The sequence below is a fragment of the Bartonella sp. B10834G3 genome (assembly GCF_016102505.1).
GTDB lineage: Bacteria > Pseudomonadota > Alphaproteobacteria > Rhizobiales > Rhizobiaceae > Bartonella > Bartonella choladocola.
In genome coordinates this window covers 811,077-828,459 of record NZ_JACFOM010000001.1, presented here as the reverse complement: position 1 = coordinate 828,459, position 17,383 = coordinate 811,077, and the positions used below count along the sequence as shown (strand labels likewise).

Genomic DNA, 17,383 nt, shown 5'->3' with positions numbered 1-17,383 from the left:
TTCAAAACTAACAGAGTGCATATAGTCTATCAAAAACAGCCCTTCGGGGCTGTTTTATTTTGGATATAGCGGCCTTTTACGCACTACCGGCCATTTATGACAAATGAAGAAGCGAGATCATTGTCAGGCTTGCGGTCGCCAGAATGATGATGGATATGAAAGCTGTCAGGACAACCCGCGGTCCGGATTTTTTCAAAGCCTTTATATCAACGCCCAGTCCTAAAGCAGCCATTGAAATAACAGTCAGGATTTTTGCCACAAAAGCCATGGTATCGAGTGCCAATTGGGGAATAATATTACAGGAATTGGCAAGCAAAAGAATGACGAAGCCGATAATGAACCACGGCACCATTTTGCCGAATTTGAGTTTGGTGTTGGCGCCGAGGCCGTAAATGAGGCCGATCACAAATATCACCGGCCCAAGCATCAACACACGGACAAGTTTGACAAGTGTCGCTGTCTGGACACTGATAAGTGAAACAGGTGCTGCCGCAGCCAAAACTTGCGGCACAGCATAAACAGTCATACCGGCAAGAACGCCGTATTGTGTAAAGCTTAAGGCCGCTAGCGGGACAGCAAGTGGCAAGACCAGAATAACAACAATACCGAGTGCTGCTGTAAAAGCAATTGATGAAGCCACATCCGAGCCTTCTGCTTTGATGACAGGTGCAACAGCGGCAATCGCCGAATTTCCACAAATCGAATTGCCACAAGCTACAAGCAAGGCGAGACGGGGGCCAAGGCCCAAAAGTCTGCCAATTGCGTAAGTTACGGCAATCACACAGGCCACAATGACGATAATACCGACAAGCAATCCGAAACCGGCAGCGACGACCGCGCTCACACTGATACTTGCCCCCAAGAGCACAACCGCGCATTCAAGAAGAATTTTTGCCGAAAATCCCACCCCTTCAGCATATTGGGATGGAATGCCTTTGATTGTCCGGATGATTGCGCCAATCAGGATGGCAAGAACCAGACTTTCAAGCCAGGCCTCGCCGAAGATGAGTTTTTCAAGCTTTTCCAGAACAATGGCCACAGCCGAAATAACTGCGCATAATATGATGCCCGGTGCAAAACGAAAAAAAATTGCCTGAACTCGGCTTGTCATAGTGAAATATCCTTTTTTAAAATCTGCTAGCGCGGTTTAATCATGTAATCAATTTTCAAATATGTTATGAATTGTTCGATTTGATCGAACATTGGCACGGCAATGATTACATTTGAACAGATGCGGATATTTCTGGCTGTCGCCGAACGCGAGCATTTGACCGAAGCGGCCAAAGCTCTTTTGTTGACACCTTCAGCCGTTTCCAGTGCCATCCACATGATTGAAGAACATTATCAGGTGCGCCTTTTTAATCGCATTGGACGGCGTATCCAGTTGAGTGATGCGGGTTCTGTCTTCGTTGAGGATTGCCGCCACACATTGGCGCAAGTCAAACTTGCCGAAACAACTTTGCGTGAATTTAGCGGGCTTAAACGTGGAGCACTCGGTCTCTATGCGAGCCAGACAATCGCCAATTATTTTTTGCCACCGGTCATTGCAAAGTTTCGCAATTTATATCCGGCAATAACGGTCAAAATGTCGATCGGCAACACCGAACAGGTTGAAAATGCTGTTCTATCAGGCCTAACAGACATCGGTTTTGCTGAAGGAACTATCAAAAATGAAAGCCTTCATCGTCAAAAAGTGGCTGATGACGAATTGTTCATTATTGCCGCAAAAAACCATCCTCTTACAACTAAACCGTCGGTGAAGTTTCAAGATATTTCGACTTTTCCGTGGATTTTGCGTGAAAATGGCTCAGGAACACGGGCAATTTTCGAGCAGGCACTTGCAAACCATGGCTATGACTTCACCGATCTTGAGGTGATGCAGACTTTCCCGTCGAATGAAGCGGTGCTTTCGGCAGTAGCTGCGTCAAATGCTCTGACTGCCATTTCAAAACGTGCGGTTTCGGCTTTGCTTGCCGCAGGGCTTGTTGAAAGGTTGAATTTTTTATCCGTAAAACGTGATTTTTTACTGTTACTCAACCCGCAACGCTTCAAAACCAAAGCAGTTGGTGCTTTTATTGGTTTGCTTGAAAGTTGAGTGGCCAAATTTAGAAGAGCTATAATTCAAATCTACGGGGATAAAACAAAAACACATATTAAATTGCCGGATGGGAATGATGATGAAGAAAACTCTGATGATGCTTTTTTGGGGGTGTTCGTTTTTAACGCTGACAGACGCAGATGCGTCGAAACTCGATGATGTCCTCGACATCAAAACATTACGCGTTTGCACCACCGGCGACTATAAACCTTATAGTTTTTTGAAAACGGATGGTACTTACGAAGGCATCGACATTTCCATGGCGCATTCTTTGGCCAAATCTCTTGGTGTGGTGGTTGAATTTGTGCCGACAAGCTGGAAAACGCTGATGGCCGATTTTCTTGACGATAAATGTGATATTGCAATGGGTGGGATTTCCATTTCGCTTCCCCGCCAACAAAAGGTTTATATGTCTGAACCACTTGGAGTGGACGGTAAAATTCCGTTTGTCCGTTGTGAAGACGCAAGAAAATATAACACGTTAAATGCACTTAACCAAAAGAGTGTTCGCGCAATCGAGCCGGCAGGCGGAACCAATGAGGCATTTGTCAGAAAATATATGCCGAATGCCAAACTCGAACTTTTTCATGACAATACAACAATTTTTAAAAATCTTGTCGACAAAAAAGCCGATGTCATGATTACCGATGCATCCGAAGCACTTTATCAAAAACGGTATTATCCGACTTTATGCGCCGTCAATCCCGATAAGCCTTTGGAGTTTTTCGAGAAGGGCTACATGCTCCCGAAAGGCGACATCAGTTGGAAACTTTATGTCGACCAATGGCTGCATTTGATGCAGAAAAACGGCGAATATAATGCAATCTCCGCCCATTGGCTGAAAGCAGGTGATGTTGGACATCATGATAAAAAACATTCTGGAGCCAAACATGCCAACTAAATTAAGCTTATCTGGCTTAAACAGGGGTAAACTGCAAAAATAAGATACCCCGTTCATTCACCAACACGGTCTCATGTCGTCTGGCGGGTTTTTAAAAAATTTGTCAATAAATCAAGTGCGTTAGCCGTTTTTGGATGCGGCGGATGAGCGAATTTCAAATAACTCTGGAAACAAAAAACGGAAGCATTTTACGACTTCCGTTTTTGAACTTTGGTTTGGTGGCAAAAAACACTTCTGCTTTTCATGCGTATTGTTTCAGCCGATAATTTTTTTGGCAGGAAATAACAAAAATATGCGGGTTTCATTGCTTGCGCGGTCAACAACCACATTGTCGGCAACTTTGGCTCCAACACGCAAGCAATAGCGTAGCATGGGCGGAAGCGAAGAAAATACCTCATCGGGCTTGATTGCTTCTTCTGGCATAATATCCATTGTCACACCATGGGCGGCGCGCAAATGAACCCCTGATTGCGAGCGGCAAAAATGGTAGAGATAGGAAAGTTCCAATGCATGTGCGGCAGGGTAGCGGCTGTTGAATGCCAGACTTCCAATCACGTAATCGACATTCTGGAGAAGGCAGAAGCGGGAAATTGCCTGCCACAAAAGCCCTTGGGCACGATGGGCTTTCGCTTTGTCGAAACATTTAAACGGTGAAATTGTCAAAAAAACCGAGGCATTCCGGCCGCTTTCAACCTCGAAACTGTCGCCGAGGCTTGTCGCTTCAAGATTTTGATTGGCACCTAACACGTTTGTCAGTGTCATGCAGCAGCTTGCAAGAAGATTTTGCGGGTCTTCAATATCATTGACAGTCATCAACCATTGGTCGCCATCATCGGATATATGGCCTTTTGTTGACGCCGGAACTTTTGGCATAAGGTCATGTGATAATCTCCGCAAACGGGCTTCCAAAGAACCGAATGTTGCAAGTACAAGTGTATCGCTCGTATCGCAATTTTGATGATCCGGTTGTTCGAGAACTGTCCTTGCATAAGCTACCATTTCAATGCTCCTATTGAAGCGCTGTCGATCAAAAGCAATCAACAACATGTCATGTTGTCGATTTAGAACTCTCTTGTTGCATGACAATGACGGGAAAGTGATTTTTTCAAGGCAATGCACATTCCGCCCGAAATATAGTAAATAACAAGTAAATGATTATTCTTTTTTATTGTTATCAATCGCTTGCTTATAGTTTTCCGACGAAAAGAAACGGTTTTCATTCTGTCAAAAAAATGGCATCGGGCTTTATCGGGCTCGCAATGTGTCAAAAACGGATATGTCTTTCCGGTCTTTTTTGTCTTTTTGCGTTGCAAACGGATCAATAAAAAATCGAGATTGTCGCGGTTCTGCGGCTTTATAAAATGACCGGTTTAAAAGCGGAATTTTAGCTATTTTATAAAAATTTGAAAAGCGGTCAAAACTAGCCAGCCGACTTGTTGCAAGACCACTTTTTGACAATCGTATATTTTATGAAAATGGAAAAGCTCGTTCATCTGCGCGATGATTATTGAAAAACCTATTTAGTTTTTTGCTTTTCCCGTTTCCAATGGAGCAATTCGTCAACCACTATGAGGACGGCGCCGACCGTTATGAAACTGTCAGCAAGGTTGAAAATGGCAAAGGAGAAAACATCGTCGATATGGAAAGAAATGTAATCAATGACATAATGAAAACGTATGCGGTCTATCAGATTTCCGATGGCTCCACCGATCACCAGCAGGAAGCCAAATCGCGATAGTGATTTTTCCGGACCGGCGTTTTTCCATAACCAGATAACGAAGCAGATAATGCAAAATGTCAATGCGATAAGCCCCCAATCGGAGACGGATGACAACATTGAAAAAGCAATTCCGGGGTTGCGGGCATGATAAAGTGAAAGAAACGGCAAAAGGTCGATTTCTTCCCCGACTGCCAATGTATTGACCACCCAATATTTGATTAATTGGTCAAGCCCGACAGTGATGATAAGCCCCGCTATAAGTGTGATGAGGGATTTTGCCTTCATGAACGAGCCTCGCGTGGATCAAGTGTCAGGTTATGACGGCGGATTTCATAAAGCATGACACCGGTTGCCACAGCAAGATTGAGTGAATCAGCACGTCCTGCCTGCGGAATACGCGCAAGCTGATCGCAGCTATCGGCAAGATTATCCGGCAGGCCTTGTTGCTCGTTGCCCATAAAAAGAATGATAGGCCCCTTGTTATAGTCGATTGTGCGGTAATCGACGGAACCTTTTAAATGTGTACCAATGATTTGACCATGAAATCCGGTGCGCCATTTTAAAAACTCGTCGGCACTTATTTTAAAAAGCGGAAGGGCAAAAATCGACCCCATGGTTGCACGTACAGTCTCAAGCGAATAGGGGTCGGTTGTATCGCCGACAAGGATAAGTCCCTTTGCACCTACTGCATCGGCTGTGCGGATAATGGTTCCAAGATTGCCGGGATCGCGGATGCGGTCAAGTGCAACATAGACATCTTCTCCCTTTGCGTTGAAGGTAGACATGTCACGCCAGCGTTGTTCAAAAACACCAACCACCATTTGCGGATTGTCGCGCCTTGTTACCGATTCCATAACCTTCTGGTTTGCTTCGATGATGAGACCACCGGAAGCTTTTGTGCGGGCTGCCGTTTTTTCAATTAACGGGTTGCCAAGACCGGCTTTGGAAAACAGAAGTGTGCGTATTGTCCAGCCGAGATCAAGAGCATCAATAATAAGCTTCAACCCTTCGGCCATGAAAACGCCTTCACGATCGCGATTTTTTTTAAGCGACAAGGATTTCATATCCTTGATGATCGGATTGGCAAGCGAGGTAATTTCTTTAACCTGACCGTGTTGTTTTTGTGTTGTCATATTAAAAAATCCAGCGACTAAAAAGAGAAGTTGAAAGTGCCCTTTGTGCTTTTTCTTCACGCAAAATAAGTTCACCCGATTCGATGCGCCCGCCAAGGCCGGTAAATTCATCACGCATCAATTCGTGGATTGCGAAAAATGAGGCACGAATAGAATAGGCAGTCAATATCACGGCAATCGGGTTGTCGGATAAAATAGCGCGACATCCTTTGACCATTTCGGGCAAATGATCGAAAAGTTGCCACACCTCGCCATGGGGGCCGCGCCCGTAAGCCGGCGGATCAAGTAAAATAATGTCATAATGTTTGCCGCGGCGCCCTTCGCGTTCGACAAATTTCATCGCATCATCACAGATCCAGCGAATGGGGCGATCTGTCAAATGTGCAACTTCCTGATTTTCTTTGGCCCATAAGATCGCTTTTTTGGACGCGTCGACATGGGTGACTTCGGCTCCCGCTCTTGCCGCAATAAGCGAGGCAAGGCCGGTATAGCCAAAAAGGTTCAATACTTTGACGGGGCGGTTTGCTTTTTTAATAAGCTCTTCCATAAAACGCCAATGGGCATCCTGTTCGGGAAAGACACCGACATGGCGAAATGACGTAAAGCGGCCGAGAAACGGCATTCCGTCCCATGACAATGGCCATGTTTCGCCAAGGGGTTGTTTAGGAAAATTCCAGCGCCCCATGCCTTCTTCATCGGTATTTCCGGTGAAAATCGCATCGACATCCTGCCATTCTTTTTCGCTTGATGCCGGTTGCCACAAAGCTTGTCCTTCGGGGCGAATAATGCGCAAATTGCCGTAACGTTCGAGTTTGAGGCCATTACCACTGTCGATCAATGCGTAATTCTCGTTCGCACTTGTTTCCAGAATAACCGGTAATCTTTCTTCTGGCCTTTTTCCTGACGGGCGAGGTAGGAAGCGGCTTTTGATTTTTGGTGCTTCTCCGCCCCTATTTTCCGGCTGCAATTTTTGATTCTCGCGTCTCGTGTTATCCTGTTCGACGATTTTGCGATAATTGCCTGAATTATTGGCGTGCACAGCTTTCCGTCTTTCAGGCTTGTTTCCTGTCTCAAGAGCCTTTTTCGGAGCATAGGGGGCAGCACCGTTGCGCGGTGTTTTCATTCCCCTTTTCTTGTCTTTCGGGTGTTGTGCTTTCACAAGTCTTGCATTTTCCATAATTAACAGAACGTTCTTTGCTTATAAAACATCTTTTCCAAAAAGGTATATTTTTCTTGCAACATCGCAATCCTGAATGATCCGGTCAATAAACCGTTCAATCATCAAAATGGTCTTTGAATTTTTAAATGGATGACATGGGTTCACTATAATTGACATGGGCTCGCTATAATTTTGTGTTTTGAGCATAATTTTAGGTTTGGATTTTGGTTATAACGCCTCGATATGTCGATTTATGTAAAAGTTGGTCAAAACTTTGAACCAGGAAGGCGGGTGTAAAATAAAAATCTGCGCGAATGTAATCGCCTATGCTGGACGAAAAAATTAAAAGAATAATAATTTTCACATCCATTTATATCCGCGCCGAACCTCTATAGGCGCGTCGGCTTCTTTTAATGCGGAGATTCTATTTCGAGAGCGAATAATTTATGTGAAATAGTGTTCTTCAATGGTGAAGCGGAATCGAAACACGATGCTTTCCATTGTTTTGTAGTTTCAAGAATGCTTGGTAGTTTCAAAAATGCTTGGCAGATTCAAGAATGGTCGGCGATTGTCAATTCGGTCGTTGTCAAATTCGACTTTTTCGACATATCCATTTTAAGCCCTTGCAATTCGGTTTGCGTGTCTTTCAGGGCTTTGCGGAAGCGATGTTGGCTAAACCAGACTGTTATACCACCTATGATAATGCCGATTGCCAGAGCCAGAAACAGCCACACAAACAGCGGAGCGTGATAGACAAGATTGCTATCTGTTGTATCAAACGGGTTAAGGCTTAACGCGACGCTTGTCCGATTGGCAATAATAAAAGCAATCAGGATGATGCCAACCGGTATCAGTATTATCAGACTAACAATCTGTTTCAGATTCATGATTTCACTCGTTGTTCAAGCGGTCACGCAATTCCTTGCCGGTTTTAAAAAACGGTACCCATTTTTCTTCAACCGAGACCGATTCACCCGTACGCGGATTTCGGCCGGAGCGTGCAGGCCGGTTTTTAACCGAAAAAGCCCCGAATCCGCGCAACTCTACCCGTTTTCCCTCGGCCAAAGCGGTAGATATTTCATCAAATACAGAACTCACAATATTTTCAATATCCCGCTGGAAAAGATGAGGGTTACGGTTAGCAATAATCTGCACAAGTTCCGACTTAATCAAAACAGCCTCCAATTTTGATCCGCATAGTGACAATGACCCGCTAAAAAACAACGAATCATAACGATTCGCCGATTTTCAGATCCCGTGACTGGCAGGCATTTTGAATTCCTGTTCAAAAATTTTGCCAGAAGTCCTTTATCATTCACTACAAAATCCAGTTAACGCAATAGTTTATTGTCTGTCTATCGCATTTCGTCAACGTTATTTGATTAAAAAATATTTGTGTTCGGTAAAAAATTTTGAAAAAGGCAGTTTGCCACATTTAACGTTACCTTGTGGGCTTTTGACATTTGATAAAAACAGGCAGTCCAATGAAAAGTTGAATGGAAAGCAGAATTGCTCTAAATATTGAACTGGTATATGGGAACTTCGTCTAGGCGTTTGTTTTTGTAAAACTCAGGAAAAATTCAGAGGTATGATGGACGACGGTTCAGAAATATTTTCACCGAGCTTCAAATCTGATGCTGTTTTTGATGCTGCACGTCGTCATTCAGTGCGTGTCCACATATTGAAATTTTTACTGCCGGTCGTGGCTATTATTATTGCTCTGGTTTTTTCCTGGTTTACATTTTTTGCAACGCCGAGCACGAGCGATCTCGTTGTTTTGAACGGAGATCAGGGCAGTGGCGGGCAATTGACGATGACCGACCCCAAGCTTGAAGGCTATACTTCGGCCAACAAACCCTATTCGCTCAAAGCCGACAAGGCCATTCAGGATCCGCACCATCCCGGTATGATCGAACTGCAACGGATTATTGCGACACTCCCCTTGGGCGAACGTGGCGAAGCCGCTGTCAATGCGGTGGGCGCGTTCTATGACAATGTCAATGGTCGCCTGCAATTCGATAAACCTTTTGAAGTAAAAACAAATGATGGAATGGTCGCAAAGCTTGATGCTGCCGATGTCAACCTGGCGACAAGTCAATTAAGCACAGACAAGCCGGTTGATATTCGTCGTGGCGGGCAACATTTGAAAGCGAACGGTTTACAAATTCGTGATAATGGGCAAGTGTTGTTTTTTAATCGTGGTGTCAGTCTTGTCATTGACAACGCAAATGCGCAATAAAATGAGGGGCACTTGCCATTTTAAAAATGTGCGGTGTTTCGTTTATTCGAGGATTGTAAAATGAAGCCTTTAAAGCAATATTTTTCTAAGCTTGGTGCAGTGACGGCAACAGGATTGGCTTTCATGAGCCTCGGACAAATGCCTTTATGGGCTCAACAGACAAATTTCGGGGTTAATCTTTCGGGCGGGAAAGAACCGGTTGAACTCAACGCCGATAATCTGGAAATGCGTGACAAAGACGGTGTCGCAATTTTTACCGGCAATGTTTCTGTTGTGCAGGGCGACCGGATTTTGCGCACGTCCAAATTGATTGTGCATTACGCCAAAGCACCTGACGATGCCAATAAAGACAAGTCCGCAACAGCAAGCGACACTTCCGATCAGGGCAAAGGGGATGCTGCCACCAAAACAGCCGCCGCCGGTGCCGGTGGCCTTGGCTCGACGGGTGTTGAAAAAATGGAAGCATCCGGCAAAGTCTATATCAAAACAGCCACACAGGTCGCGACCGGCGATGAAGGTATTTTCGATGGCAAATCGAAATTGATGGTTTTGACAGGAAAACGCGTCATTTTGGCAGATGGTGATAATGTAGCAACCGGTTGTAAATTGACGGCCCATATGGATACAGGCAAAGCTTTTCTCGAAAGCTGTAAATCGGCGGGGCAAAATGGTCGTGTATCGATCATTATGAATCGCAACGAACAAAACGGAAAATGAGCGTTTTATGTCACAAAGTGATTCGCAAATGGCTTTTGAAGAAATAGCCTATGAAGATGGTTCGGGTAAAAGCCTCAAAGAACGCCTCAAAGGAACGTTGGTTGCTCGCGATTTGACGAAAACCTACCGCGGGCGTCAGGTTGTAAAAGGTGTATCTTTCGGTGTGCGCGCCGGAGAAATTGTCGGCATTCTGGGCCCCAACGGAGCCGGCAAAACGACTTGTTTCTACATGGTGACAGGACTTGTCGAAGTGGATGGCGGAAGCATTGAAATCGACGGTTTTGATGTCACCGATATGCCGATGTACAGGCGTTCCCGTTTGGGTATTGGTTATTTGCCGCAAGAAGCCTCTATTTTCCGTGGTCTTTCAGTGGAAGATAATATCAAAGCGGTTTTGGAAGTGGTCGAAAAAGACCGCAAAAAACGCGCGGAAGAACTTGATGCGCTGCTTGATGAATTCAAGATTGCGCATTTGCGCAAAAGCCCGTCATTGGCTCTTTCCGGAGGCGAAAGAAGGCGTTTGGAAATTGCGCGTGCGCTTGCTTCGCGTCCGAACTTCATGCTGCTCGATGAACCTTTTGCAGGTATCGACCCGATTGCGATAGCCGACATTCAACAATTGGTACGGCACTTGAAAAGCCGCGGCATCGGCGTTCTGGTGACCGACCATAATGTTCGTGAAACACTGGGGCTTGTCGATCGTGCCTATATTATCCATGATGGTCAGGTTCTCACCCATGGCCAGCCGGATGATATTGTCACCAATGCGGATGTGCGCAGGCTTTATCTCGGCGATCAATTTTCTCTCTGAGTTCTTCGTGTTTGCCTGAATTATGTTTGATGACAAGAATGGCTGAAAGCGCTTGTCATTAAAAAAATTATGGCGTGCAGCAAGGCTTGTCTTTCCTGATGGCGACAGATTTTCCAACAGGCGGGGTTTGGATAAGACATGCCAAAGCCTTCCTGAGGCTGTCGCCGGCACTATTTATTTTTTTCGGCAATTAATAGCGCAAGGTGAAAATGCACGGAACTTTTGAAAATATGTTCCAATGTGCTTTGTAATGGGCGCGCGGGGATGTTTTTGCATTATCAGCTATAAGCGGCAGGTGCTAAAAAAACACGCTAACACTGTAAAACACATAGATCGTGGTAAAGCGGCTGTCCTTTGCACATGATAAACAACCGAACAAAAACCGGTTGGTGGCGATGAACCGCTCTTTCATAATCAAATTCTGACATGTGCCTATGCTTGCACATGCTTTCCGGATGCGAGCCAAAACAGAATAGTTGTTTTTCATGCTGAAAAATCCGCATGGCAATGTTTTATTTCCGGTTACGGGGGGCAGTGTGCCAATCGAGAAAAGAAAGCGGGAAATAGCAAGCAGGAAATAAAAAACGCGAAATGGAGGAATGAAATATCAAAAAACGGCGGGTGATTATTGATAAATCAATCCGGTTTGACCGGATCGTCAAATAAAATCCGTTTGTTGGTTTTCTCTTGTCGGAAACAACGACACAACGAATTGAATGTTCATTCATTGATTTCATTTGACGAACACATCGCACATGACGAACACATCGCACACCGGTGAAAAAATATAAAAATTGTTGAAATGCACAAGCCGAAACGCAGCTTTTGATTTTTTATCATTTTTTAGTTGACAAGCAAGGATCATACCATTTTCGTTGAAGGATAGATTTTTACGAAAATTATCCGACCGAAGTTAAACATGTCGGTTCGTTTGCGTGATGTTCATTTACCGTTTCGCGCGGGGTCCATTGGGGAGGATTAAGGTTTATGGCGCTGTCACCATCGTTCGAGTTACGCCAATCGCAGTCGCTGGTGATGACACCCCAGTTGATGCAATCCATCAAACTTTTGCAGATGACTGCCGGTGAATTGGAACAATTCATCGAGGAAGCGTTGGAAAAAAATCCGTTGCTTGAACGCTTGGCAGTTGATGACAATAATGGCGGCAATTTAGATGATGTGGGCGCCAAAGAAGGCGAATTTCAAGATTTTTCCGGTGTCGCGCAAATGCCGGAAGAAAAAATTGTCGAAGACGGGCAGCCATACGAAACATTTGATCCTGAAACACTCTCCAACATGTTTGATGGCGCCGACGAGGTCGGTATTTCACAAAGCCCGACATTTGACGGGAACCAAAAAGACGGTTATTCCTCTGAATGGACGGGTGCTTCCGCGAAAGCTTTACCAATCGAAGATTTCAATTTTATCGAGTCGATTGCCGAAAAGCCGAATTTACAGGATTTTGTTGCCGAGCAGATTGCTTTTGCCTTCAAAGATAAAAATGAACACGACATTGCCTGTTATCTCGCTTGCGATCTGGATGACGCGGGATATTTTACCGGTTCAATTCAAAAAGTAGCCGAAGAATTTTCGGTAGCCGAAACATTGGTTTCAAATATTTTGAAACGCCTTCAACAATTCGACCCGCCGGGAATATTTGCAACCTCGCTTTGTGAATGTCTTTCATTGCAGCTTGAGCGACAAAATCGCATGGATCCGGCAATCGGAATTGTGCTTCAAAATCTTCCGCTTCTGGCAAGGCGGGACTTTGTAATGCTTTCCAGGCTTTCCGGTCTCGATGAAAGTGAAGTTTCGGATATTTTAAAAGAGATTCGCGGTCTCGATCCGAAACCCGGCACCGCCTATAATACATCGACAGCAGTGCCTGTCATACCGGATGTGATTATTTCAAAACGGCCGAATGGAGAATTTTTCGTCGAACTGAATCCTGCGGTTTTACCAAAGCTTGTTATTCATCGGGATTATGCTGTCAAAATAGGTAAAGACAGTGTTGACCGCAGTTTCATCAATAGCTGTGTCCAGAATGCCAATTGGTTGATAAAGGCGCTCGATCAGCGGGAAAGAACATTGATTACTGTGAGTGCCGAGATTGTTCGCCATCAGCAGGAATTTTTGCGGCGCGGCATTTCTTTTTTAAAACCCCTCACACTTGCGACAATCGCCGAAGCGGTTCACATGCACGAATCGACAATAAGTCGTGTAACAGCAAATAAATATGTGGCAACGCCGCGCGGCATTTTCGAGATGCGCAGTTTCTTTTCGGCTGCTTTGCAATCGACCGAAGGAGGCGAGCAATACGCAGCCGATGCTGTTCGCCATCGTATTCGCGAGCTGATAGACAATGAAAACGTCGATCATGTTCTTTCCGATGATACACTTGTTCAATTGCTCAAAAAAGAAAATATAGTTCTCGCCCGACGAACTGTCGCTAAATATAGAGAAGTAATGAATATATCTTCCTCGGTGTTACGCAGAAGAGAAAAAAAGGCAAAACTTGGAACAATTCCAGAATGAGTTTGTCGATTGACTTGTTGTTGATAAATGACTAGAAGCCCGCCCAGAAAATGCGGTTTTCCTGTCTTTTCAGGAAAAGGGCGTGCTTTGAGTTGCTTCCTCTCGAAGATGTCGTTAAACTGCAAAAATCACGAATTATGAACGAGGTTTATAATGAGCTTGCGCATTTCAGGAAAGCACATGGATATTGGTGAAGCTTTCCGTACGCGGATTGAAGACCGTATCAATGATGCGATTTCAAAATATTTCGCCGGCGGCGTTACCGGACATGTTACCGTTGTCAAATCGGGTTCACGTTTTTCGGCGGAATGCGTATTGCATTTAAGCTCCGGAGCAGTGTTGCAAACAACCGGTCAGGCACAAGACCCGCAAGCCGCTTTCGATGCGGCAGCAGAACGGTTGGAGACACGTCTTCGTCGTTATAAAAGGCGTTTGAAATCCCGCAGCAACAAGCAGAATGATAATGCCGCTTTTGCCGAATTTGCATACCACATTATGGAACCGGTGCCCGATGAAGACGAGGGCTTGCCGGAAGATTATGCGCCGACAATTGTTGCCGAGACATCCATGACATTGCGCGATATGTCTGTTGCCAATGCTGTTGTCGAACTTGATTTGATGGATAACCCTGTTCTGGTGTTCCGCAATGCAGCCGATGGAAAAATCAATATTGTTTATCGGCGTGCAGACGGCAATATCGGTTGGATCGACCCGTCATCCATCACCAATAAAGCTTGAATCGGGGAAAAACCTTTTCCTTAACGGTTTTACAACTACGATAAAAAGGGAATCATCCACACCCTTTCATTCTCCGGGCATGATTGTCAGCTTGAGAGAGGATTCGGGATGGAAAAAGGAAACCACATGGATCTCAGTGATTTGATAGCACCTGAAGCGGTTATTCCTGCACTTAAGGCAAATTCCAAAAAACAGGTTTTGCAAATTATGGCAGAAAAAGTCGCTTCTTTGACGGGGCTCGATGCACACACGGTGCTTGAAACGATTCTCCAGCGGGAGAAGCTTGGTTCCACCGGCGTTGGCAATGGCATTGCTATTCCACATGGCAAACTTAATAATGTCGACCGTATTATCGGGGTTTTTGCCCGTCTTGAAACACCGGTCGACTTCGAGGCACTTGATGACGAGCCGGTTGATCTTGTTTTTCTGCTTCTGGCACCTGAAAGTGCCGGTGCCGATCATTTAAAAGCACTTTCGCGCATTGCCCGCGTTTTGCGTGATAGTGATATGGTGCAAAAATTGCGCAATACACATGATGCGGCAGCCATTCATACGTTTCTCACCCAGCATCCGGCTGCGTCGAATGCTGCTTGAGATCGCGTTGATTGCTTGAGATATTCTATATGCCCGGAATCAATACCGATTGCGGGCATTTATTTTTTTGGTGAGGTAGCTTAGCTTTCAAGAGTTGACCGGCAACAAGACCACTGATAGGCTTTTATGACCGGATTTAAGTTGATATGTCCGGTAAATTTCAATGGCAGGACAAAATAATGACCTCTTTGGCCCATCAGAATGATGACCGCTTTCGCGAGCAGGGTATAGCCGCGCCGCTTACTTTTCTCATCATGTTTGTTATCTTTATTTATGGCGCCTTGTTGGTCGGTCTGCTTGGTCTGTCGAACTGGATTATCCACGCTTGGAACCTGACATTTTTCATCAATCTGGGAAAATTCGGGGTATTTCTTCTGGCTATTATCATACCGGCTTTATGGGCGGTTCTCGTAGCTATATGCGCCAGCATTCCTTATTACATTTTGCGCTCGCGCGGGTCTTATCTTATGGCGTCGAAGGTCGCAACAATCATTGTTTTTGCGATGTTTCATATTTTTGCCTTGCCGTGGATTTTGTGGCCGATGGTGCGTCGTGCTTCGCCGAAATTGCGCCGTAAGCACATTGAAAAATTGCGCCAAATGGTAAGAGACGGCAAAATGAAAGACCGGCTTGCAGAACGCCACCGGCGTTTGTTGTTTCGAGGATACCATTTTTCCTGATCCGATTTTATAGGTTGTTTAGCATCCCGGCTCTACAGAGCATGAAGAGCAAAATAATGCCTTCAATAGAAAATCAAAACTACAATTGACCCGATATAAAATATTGTCTTGGGAAGCCTTGGGAAGCGGGTGAAGGGAACATGCTTTGCGCCAGGAACGCAAGACTTGAATAAAGCCCATTAAATTAATGGATAATAATTGAAAACCGGCGATAGGAAATTTTCCGGACTTGGGAAATTGAAAAACCGGGCTTGCAAAATTTGCTACCCGGTTAACAAGACTGATGCGGTAAAATTATTTTAGCGTGGTCGAATTATTGATGTCTCAGAGCTGCCAAAGTGCGACGGTTATACCGACGCGGTGTGATGCACCAGTAAACCCCGCCGGAAACGAGCGATGCAACGAGATTGATGACAGTCTCTCCGAAAGATAGCGCCATTCCACTCAACCAGAGCGAGATGAAATAAAGAATAGCGGCAATGACGGCTGACAATAAATAATAGTGCATTTTGTAGAAATGGCGGTGTTCGCCATAAATAATCGCTGCAATAAAGACAATACCCACAATCATGAAATGCGGCGGAATATCATAAAGCGGATTATTCGGTGACAATAAATCATGTAATGTTATGTCATGTTCGAGTAACAAAACAGTCAAGCCGATTTGTACAATCATAAATGCCGCTTCGGCAAAAATACAACCGACCAAAATCCATGTAATGTGGAATGCTGTAATACTTTTCATGTCACTTCCTATTCGAGCCACCATTTTCAGTCGCCGTGTCCGGCAATCATCATGGCTTCAAGTTTTAACCGTTCCGACTTTCTTAAACGTTCCGATTGTGATTTGAGTTGCCCGCATGCAGCAAGAATATCACGTCCGCGCGGTGTTCTAATCGGTGAAGCATAGCCAGCCTGATTGATTAAATCGGCAAACCGTTCGATTTGTTCCCAATCCGAACACTGGTAATTGCTTCCCGGCCAGGGATTGAAAGGAATAAGGTTGATTTTAGCCGGTATACCTTTCAGAAGCTTGATTAACCGTTTGGCATCGTCGAGGCTGTCATTGACATCTTTGAGCATGACATATTCAAACGTTATCCGTTTTGCATTTGATAGCCCCGGATAAGCGCGGCAGGCATCAAGCAATTCCGCCAAAGGATATTTTTTATTGATGGGAACCAATATATCGCGCAACTCGTCGCGAACTGCGTGAAGCGATATGGCAAGCATAACGCCGATTTCTTCACCGGTTTTGAAAATTCCCGGAACAACGCCGGATGTTGACAATGTGATACGGCGTTTTGAAAGTGACAGCCCTTCACCATCCGAAGCAATCAACAATGCCTGTTTGACCGCTTCAAAGTTATAAAGCGGTTCGCCCATTCCCATCATGACGATGTTGGTGATTTTGCGCCCCTCTGCCGGTACAATAGCGCCATCTGGCGTGTCTTTATCAGGAAAATCGCCGAGCCGGTCGCGGGCGATCAGCAATTGTCCAAGAATTTCTTCCGCCGTGAGATTGCGAACCAGCTTTTGGGTTCCGGTGTGACAGAACGAACATGTGAGCGTACATCCCACTTGCGAGGACATGCACAAAGTACCGCGCCCCTCTTCGGGGATATAGACCATTTCAACCTCGACGGGTTTTCCGGCTCCACGGGAAGGAAAGCGCAACAACCATTTGCGAGTTCCGTCGTTGGATATTTGTTCTTCGACAATTTCCGGACGCGCGATGGAAAAATGCTTTTTCATTTTTTCCCGCATATCCTTGGAAATATTGAACATATCGTCGAAATTGGAAACACCGCGCACATAAAGCCAATGCCAAAGCTGGCTCACACGCATACGCGTCTGACGTTCCGGAACGCCTATTTCTTGTAAAGCACTAGCCATTTCAGCGCGCGACAGACCGATCAGGGATGCTTTTGTTTCATCCATTTTTGCCGGACGCAAAAGTGATGCCGCGCCAATAGGTTTAAGATCGTAGGATACGCTCATACTTTCAAATGCTCTGAATAAAGTTCTGCCATGCGCATTTAGCACAAAAGCAAACAA

Annotated in this window: 18 protein-coding genes; 9 read left to right on the top strand and 9 right to left on the bottom strand. The window is 45.2% G+C overall.

The genetic code is table 11. From position 1 onward, the window contains the following. Nucleotides 1-94 precede the first annotated feature (94 nt). Entirely contained in the window at nucleotides 95-1,111 is a 1,017-nt protein-coding gene (locus H3S94_RS03555; protein ID WP_198240293.1) for a YeiH family protein, read from the bottom strand. A 102-nt stretch (nucleotides 1,112-1,213) separates the two neighbouring features. Between H3S94_RS03555 and H3S94_RS03550 the strand changes: the two genes are divergently transcribed. Both H3S94_RS03550 and H3S94_RS03545 read left to right on the top strand, forming a co-directional pair. Then, nucleotides 1,214-2,095, top strand: a complete 882-nt coding sequence (locus H3S94_RS03550; protein WP_198240292.1) for a LysR substrate-binding domain-containing protein — start codon at nucleotides 1,214-1,216, stop codon at nucleotides 2,093-2,095. 76 nt (nucleotides 2,096-2,171) lie between these two features. Then, entirely contained in the window at nucleotides 2,172-2,999 is an 828-nt protein-coding gene (locus tag H3S94_RS03545) for a transporter substrate-binding domain-containing protein (RefSeq protein ID WP_246786399.1), read from the top strand. 255 nt (nucleotides 3,000-3,254) lie between these two features. Here the strand turns inward: H3S94_RS03545 and H3S94_RS03540 are convergent, their stop codons facing one another. From H3S94_RS03540 to H3S94_RS03515, 6 genes are all read right to left on the bottom strand, one after another. Continuing rightward, nucleotides 3,255-3,998: a hypothetical protein gene (locus tag H3S94_RS03540; protein WP_198240291.1), complete on the bottom strand. Its 744-nt coding sequence runs from the start codon at nucleotides 3,996-3,998 to the stop codon at nucleotides 3,255-3,257. Nucleotides 3,999-4,515: 517 nt separating this feature from the next. Further along, nucleotides 4,516-5,004, bottom strand: a complete 489-nt coding sequence (gene lspA / locus H3S94_RS03535) for a signal peptidase II (RefSeq protein ID WP_198240290.1) — start codon at nucleotides 5,002-5,004, stop codon at nucleotides 4,516-4,518. Next, entirely contained in the window at nucleotides 5,001-5,852 is an 852-nt protein-coding gene (locus H3S94_RS03530; RefSeq protein WP_198230452.1) for an RNA methyltransferase, read from the bottom strand. Before H3S94_RS03530 ends, lspA begins: the two co-directional genes overlap by 4 nt. A gap of 1 nt (nucleotide 5,853) precedes the next feature. Beyond that, nucleotides 5,854-6,975: an RsmD family RNA methyltransferase gene (locus H3S94_RS03525; RefSeq protein ID WP_198240484.1), complete on the bottom strand. Its 1,122-nt coding sequence runs from the start codon at nucleotides 6,973-6,975 to the stop codon at nucleotides 5,854-5,856. Between the two features lie 587 nt (nucleotides 6,976-7,562). Continuing rightward, nucleotides 7,563-7,898, bottom strand: a complete 336-nt coding sequence (locus H3S94_RS03520; RefSeq protein WP_077990350.1) for a lipopolysaccharide assembly protein LapA domain-containing protein — start codon at nucleotides 7,896-7,898, stop codon at nucleotides 7,563-7,565. Nucleotides 7,899-7,902: 4 nt separating this feature from the next. Continuing rightward, on the bottom strand, nucleotides 7,903-8,184 hold the full coding sequence (locus H3S94_RS03515; protein WP_077994377.1) for an integration host factor subunit beta: 282 nt from the start codon (nucleotides 8,182-8,184) through the stop codon (nucleotides 7,903-7,905). Between the two features lie 415 nt (nucleotides 8,185-8,599). Between H3S94_RS03515 and lptC the strand changes: the two genes are divergently transcribed. The 7 genes from lptC to H3S94_RS03480 all read left to right on the top strand — a co-directional run bounded on the left by lptC (nucleotide 8,600) and on the right by H3S94_RS03480 (nucleotide 15,325). Then, nucleotides 8,600-9,250, top strand: a complete 651-nt coding sequence (gene lptC, locus H3S94_RS03510; protein ID WP_246786397.1) for an LPS export ABC transporter periplasmic protein LptC — start codon at nucleotides 8,600-8,602, stop codon at nucleotides 9,248-9,250. 60 nt (nucleotides 9,251-9,310) lie between these two features. Continuing rightward, entirely contained in the window at nucleotides 9,311-9,967 is a 657-nt protein-coding gene (locus H3S94_RS03505) for an LptA/OstA family protein (RefSeq protein WP_077990351.1), read from the top strand. Between the two features lie 28 nt (nucleotides 9,968-9,995). Then, nucleotides 9,996-10,778, top strand: a complete 783-nt coding sequence (lptB, locus tag H3S94_RS03500; RefSeq protein ID WP_149866712.1) for an LPS export ABC transporter ATP-binding protein — start codon at nucleotides 9,996-9,998, stop codon at nucleotides 10,776-10,778. 987 nt (nucleotides 10,779-11,765) lie between these two features. Beyond that, nucleotides 11,766-13,313: an RNA polymerase factor sigma-54 gene (gene rpoN / locus H3S94_RS03495; protein ID WP_198240289.1), complete on the top strand. Its 1,548-nt coding sequence runs from the start codon at nucleotides 11,766-11,768 to the stop codon at nucleotides 13,311-13,313. Between the two features lie 153 nt (nucleotides 13,314-13,466). Further along, nucleotides 13,467-14,051, top strand: a complete 585-nt coding sequence (gene hpf / locus H3S94_RS03490; RefSeq protein WP_077990357.1) for a ribosome hibernation-promoting factor, HPF/YfiA family — start codon at nucleotides 13,467-13,469, stop codon at nucleotides 14,049-14,051. A 126-nt stretch (nucleotides 14,052-14,177) separates the two neighbouring features. Continuing rightward, on the top strand, nucleotides 14,178-14,645 hold the full coding sequence (ptsN, locus tag H3S94_RS03485) for a PTS IIA-like nitrogen regulatory protein PtsN (RefSeq protein ID WP_077994380.1): 468 nt from the start codon (nucleotides 14,178-14,180) through the stop codon (nucleotides 14,643-14,645). Between the two features lie 146 nt (nucleotides 14,646-14,791). Beyond that, nucleotides 14,792-15,325, top strand: a complete 534-nt coding sequence (locus H3S94_RS03480) for a hypothetical protein (RefSeq protein WP_198240288.1) — start codon at nucleotides 14,792-14,794, stop codon at nucleotides 15,323-15,325. Nucleotides 15,326-15,638: 313 nt separating this feature from the next. Here H3S94_RS03480 and H3S94_RS03475 read toward each other — a convergent pair whose 3' ends face one another. Together H3S94_RS03475 and rlmN are read right to left on the bottom strand one after the other, a co-directional pair. Next, nucleotides 15,639-16,070 (bottom strand): hypothetical protein, encoded by a 432-nt coding sequence (locus H3S94_RS03475; RefSeq protein ID WP_077990359.1) that lies wholly within the window; start codon nucleotides 16,068-16,070, stop codon nucleotides 15,639-15,641. A 26-nt stretch (nucleotides 16,071-16,096) separates the two neighbouring features. Next, the gene (gene rlmN, locus H3S94_RS03470) at nucleotides 16,097-17,326 is read right to left on the bottom strand and encodes a 23S rRNA (adenine(2503)-C(2))-methyltransferase RlmN (protein WP_077994381.1); all 1,230 of its coding nucleotides are present in this window, start codon (nucleotides 17,324-17,326) and stop codon (nucleotides 16,097-16,099) included. Nucleotides 17,327-17,383 lie beyond the last annotated feature (57 nt).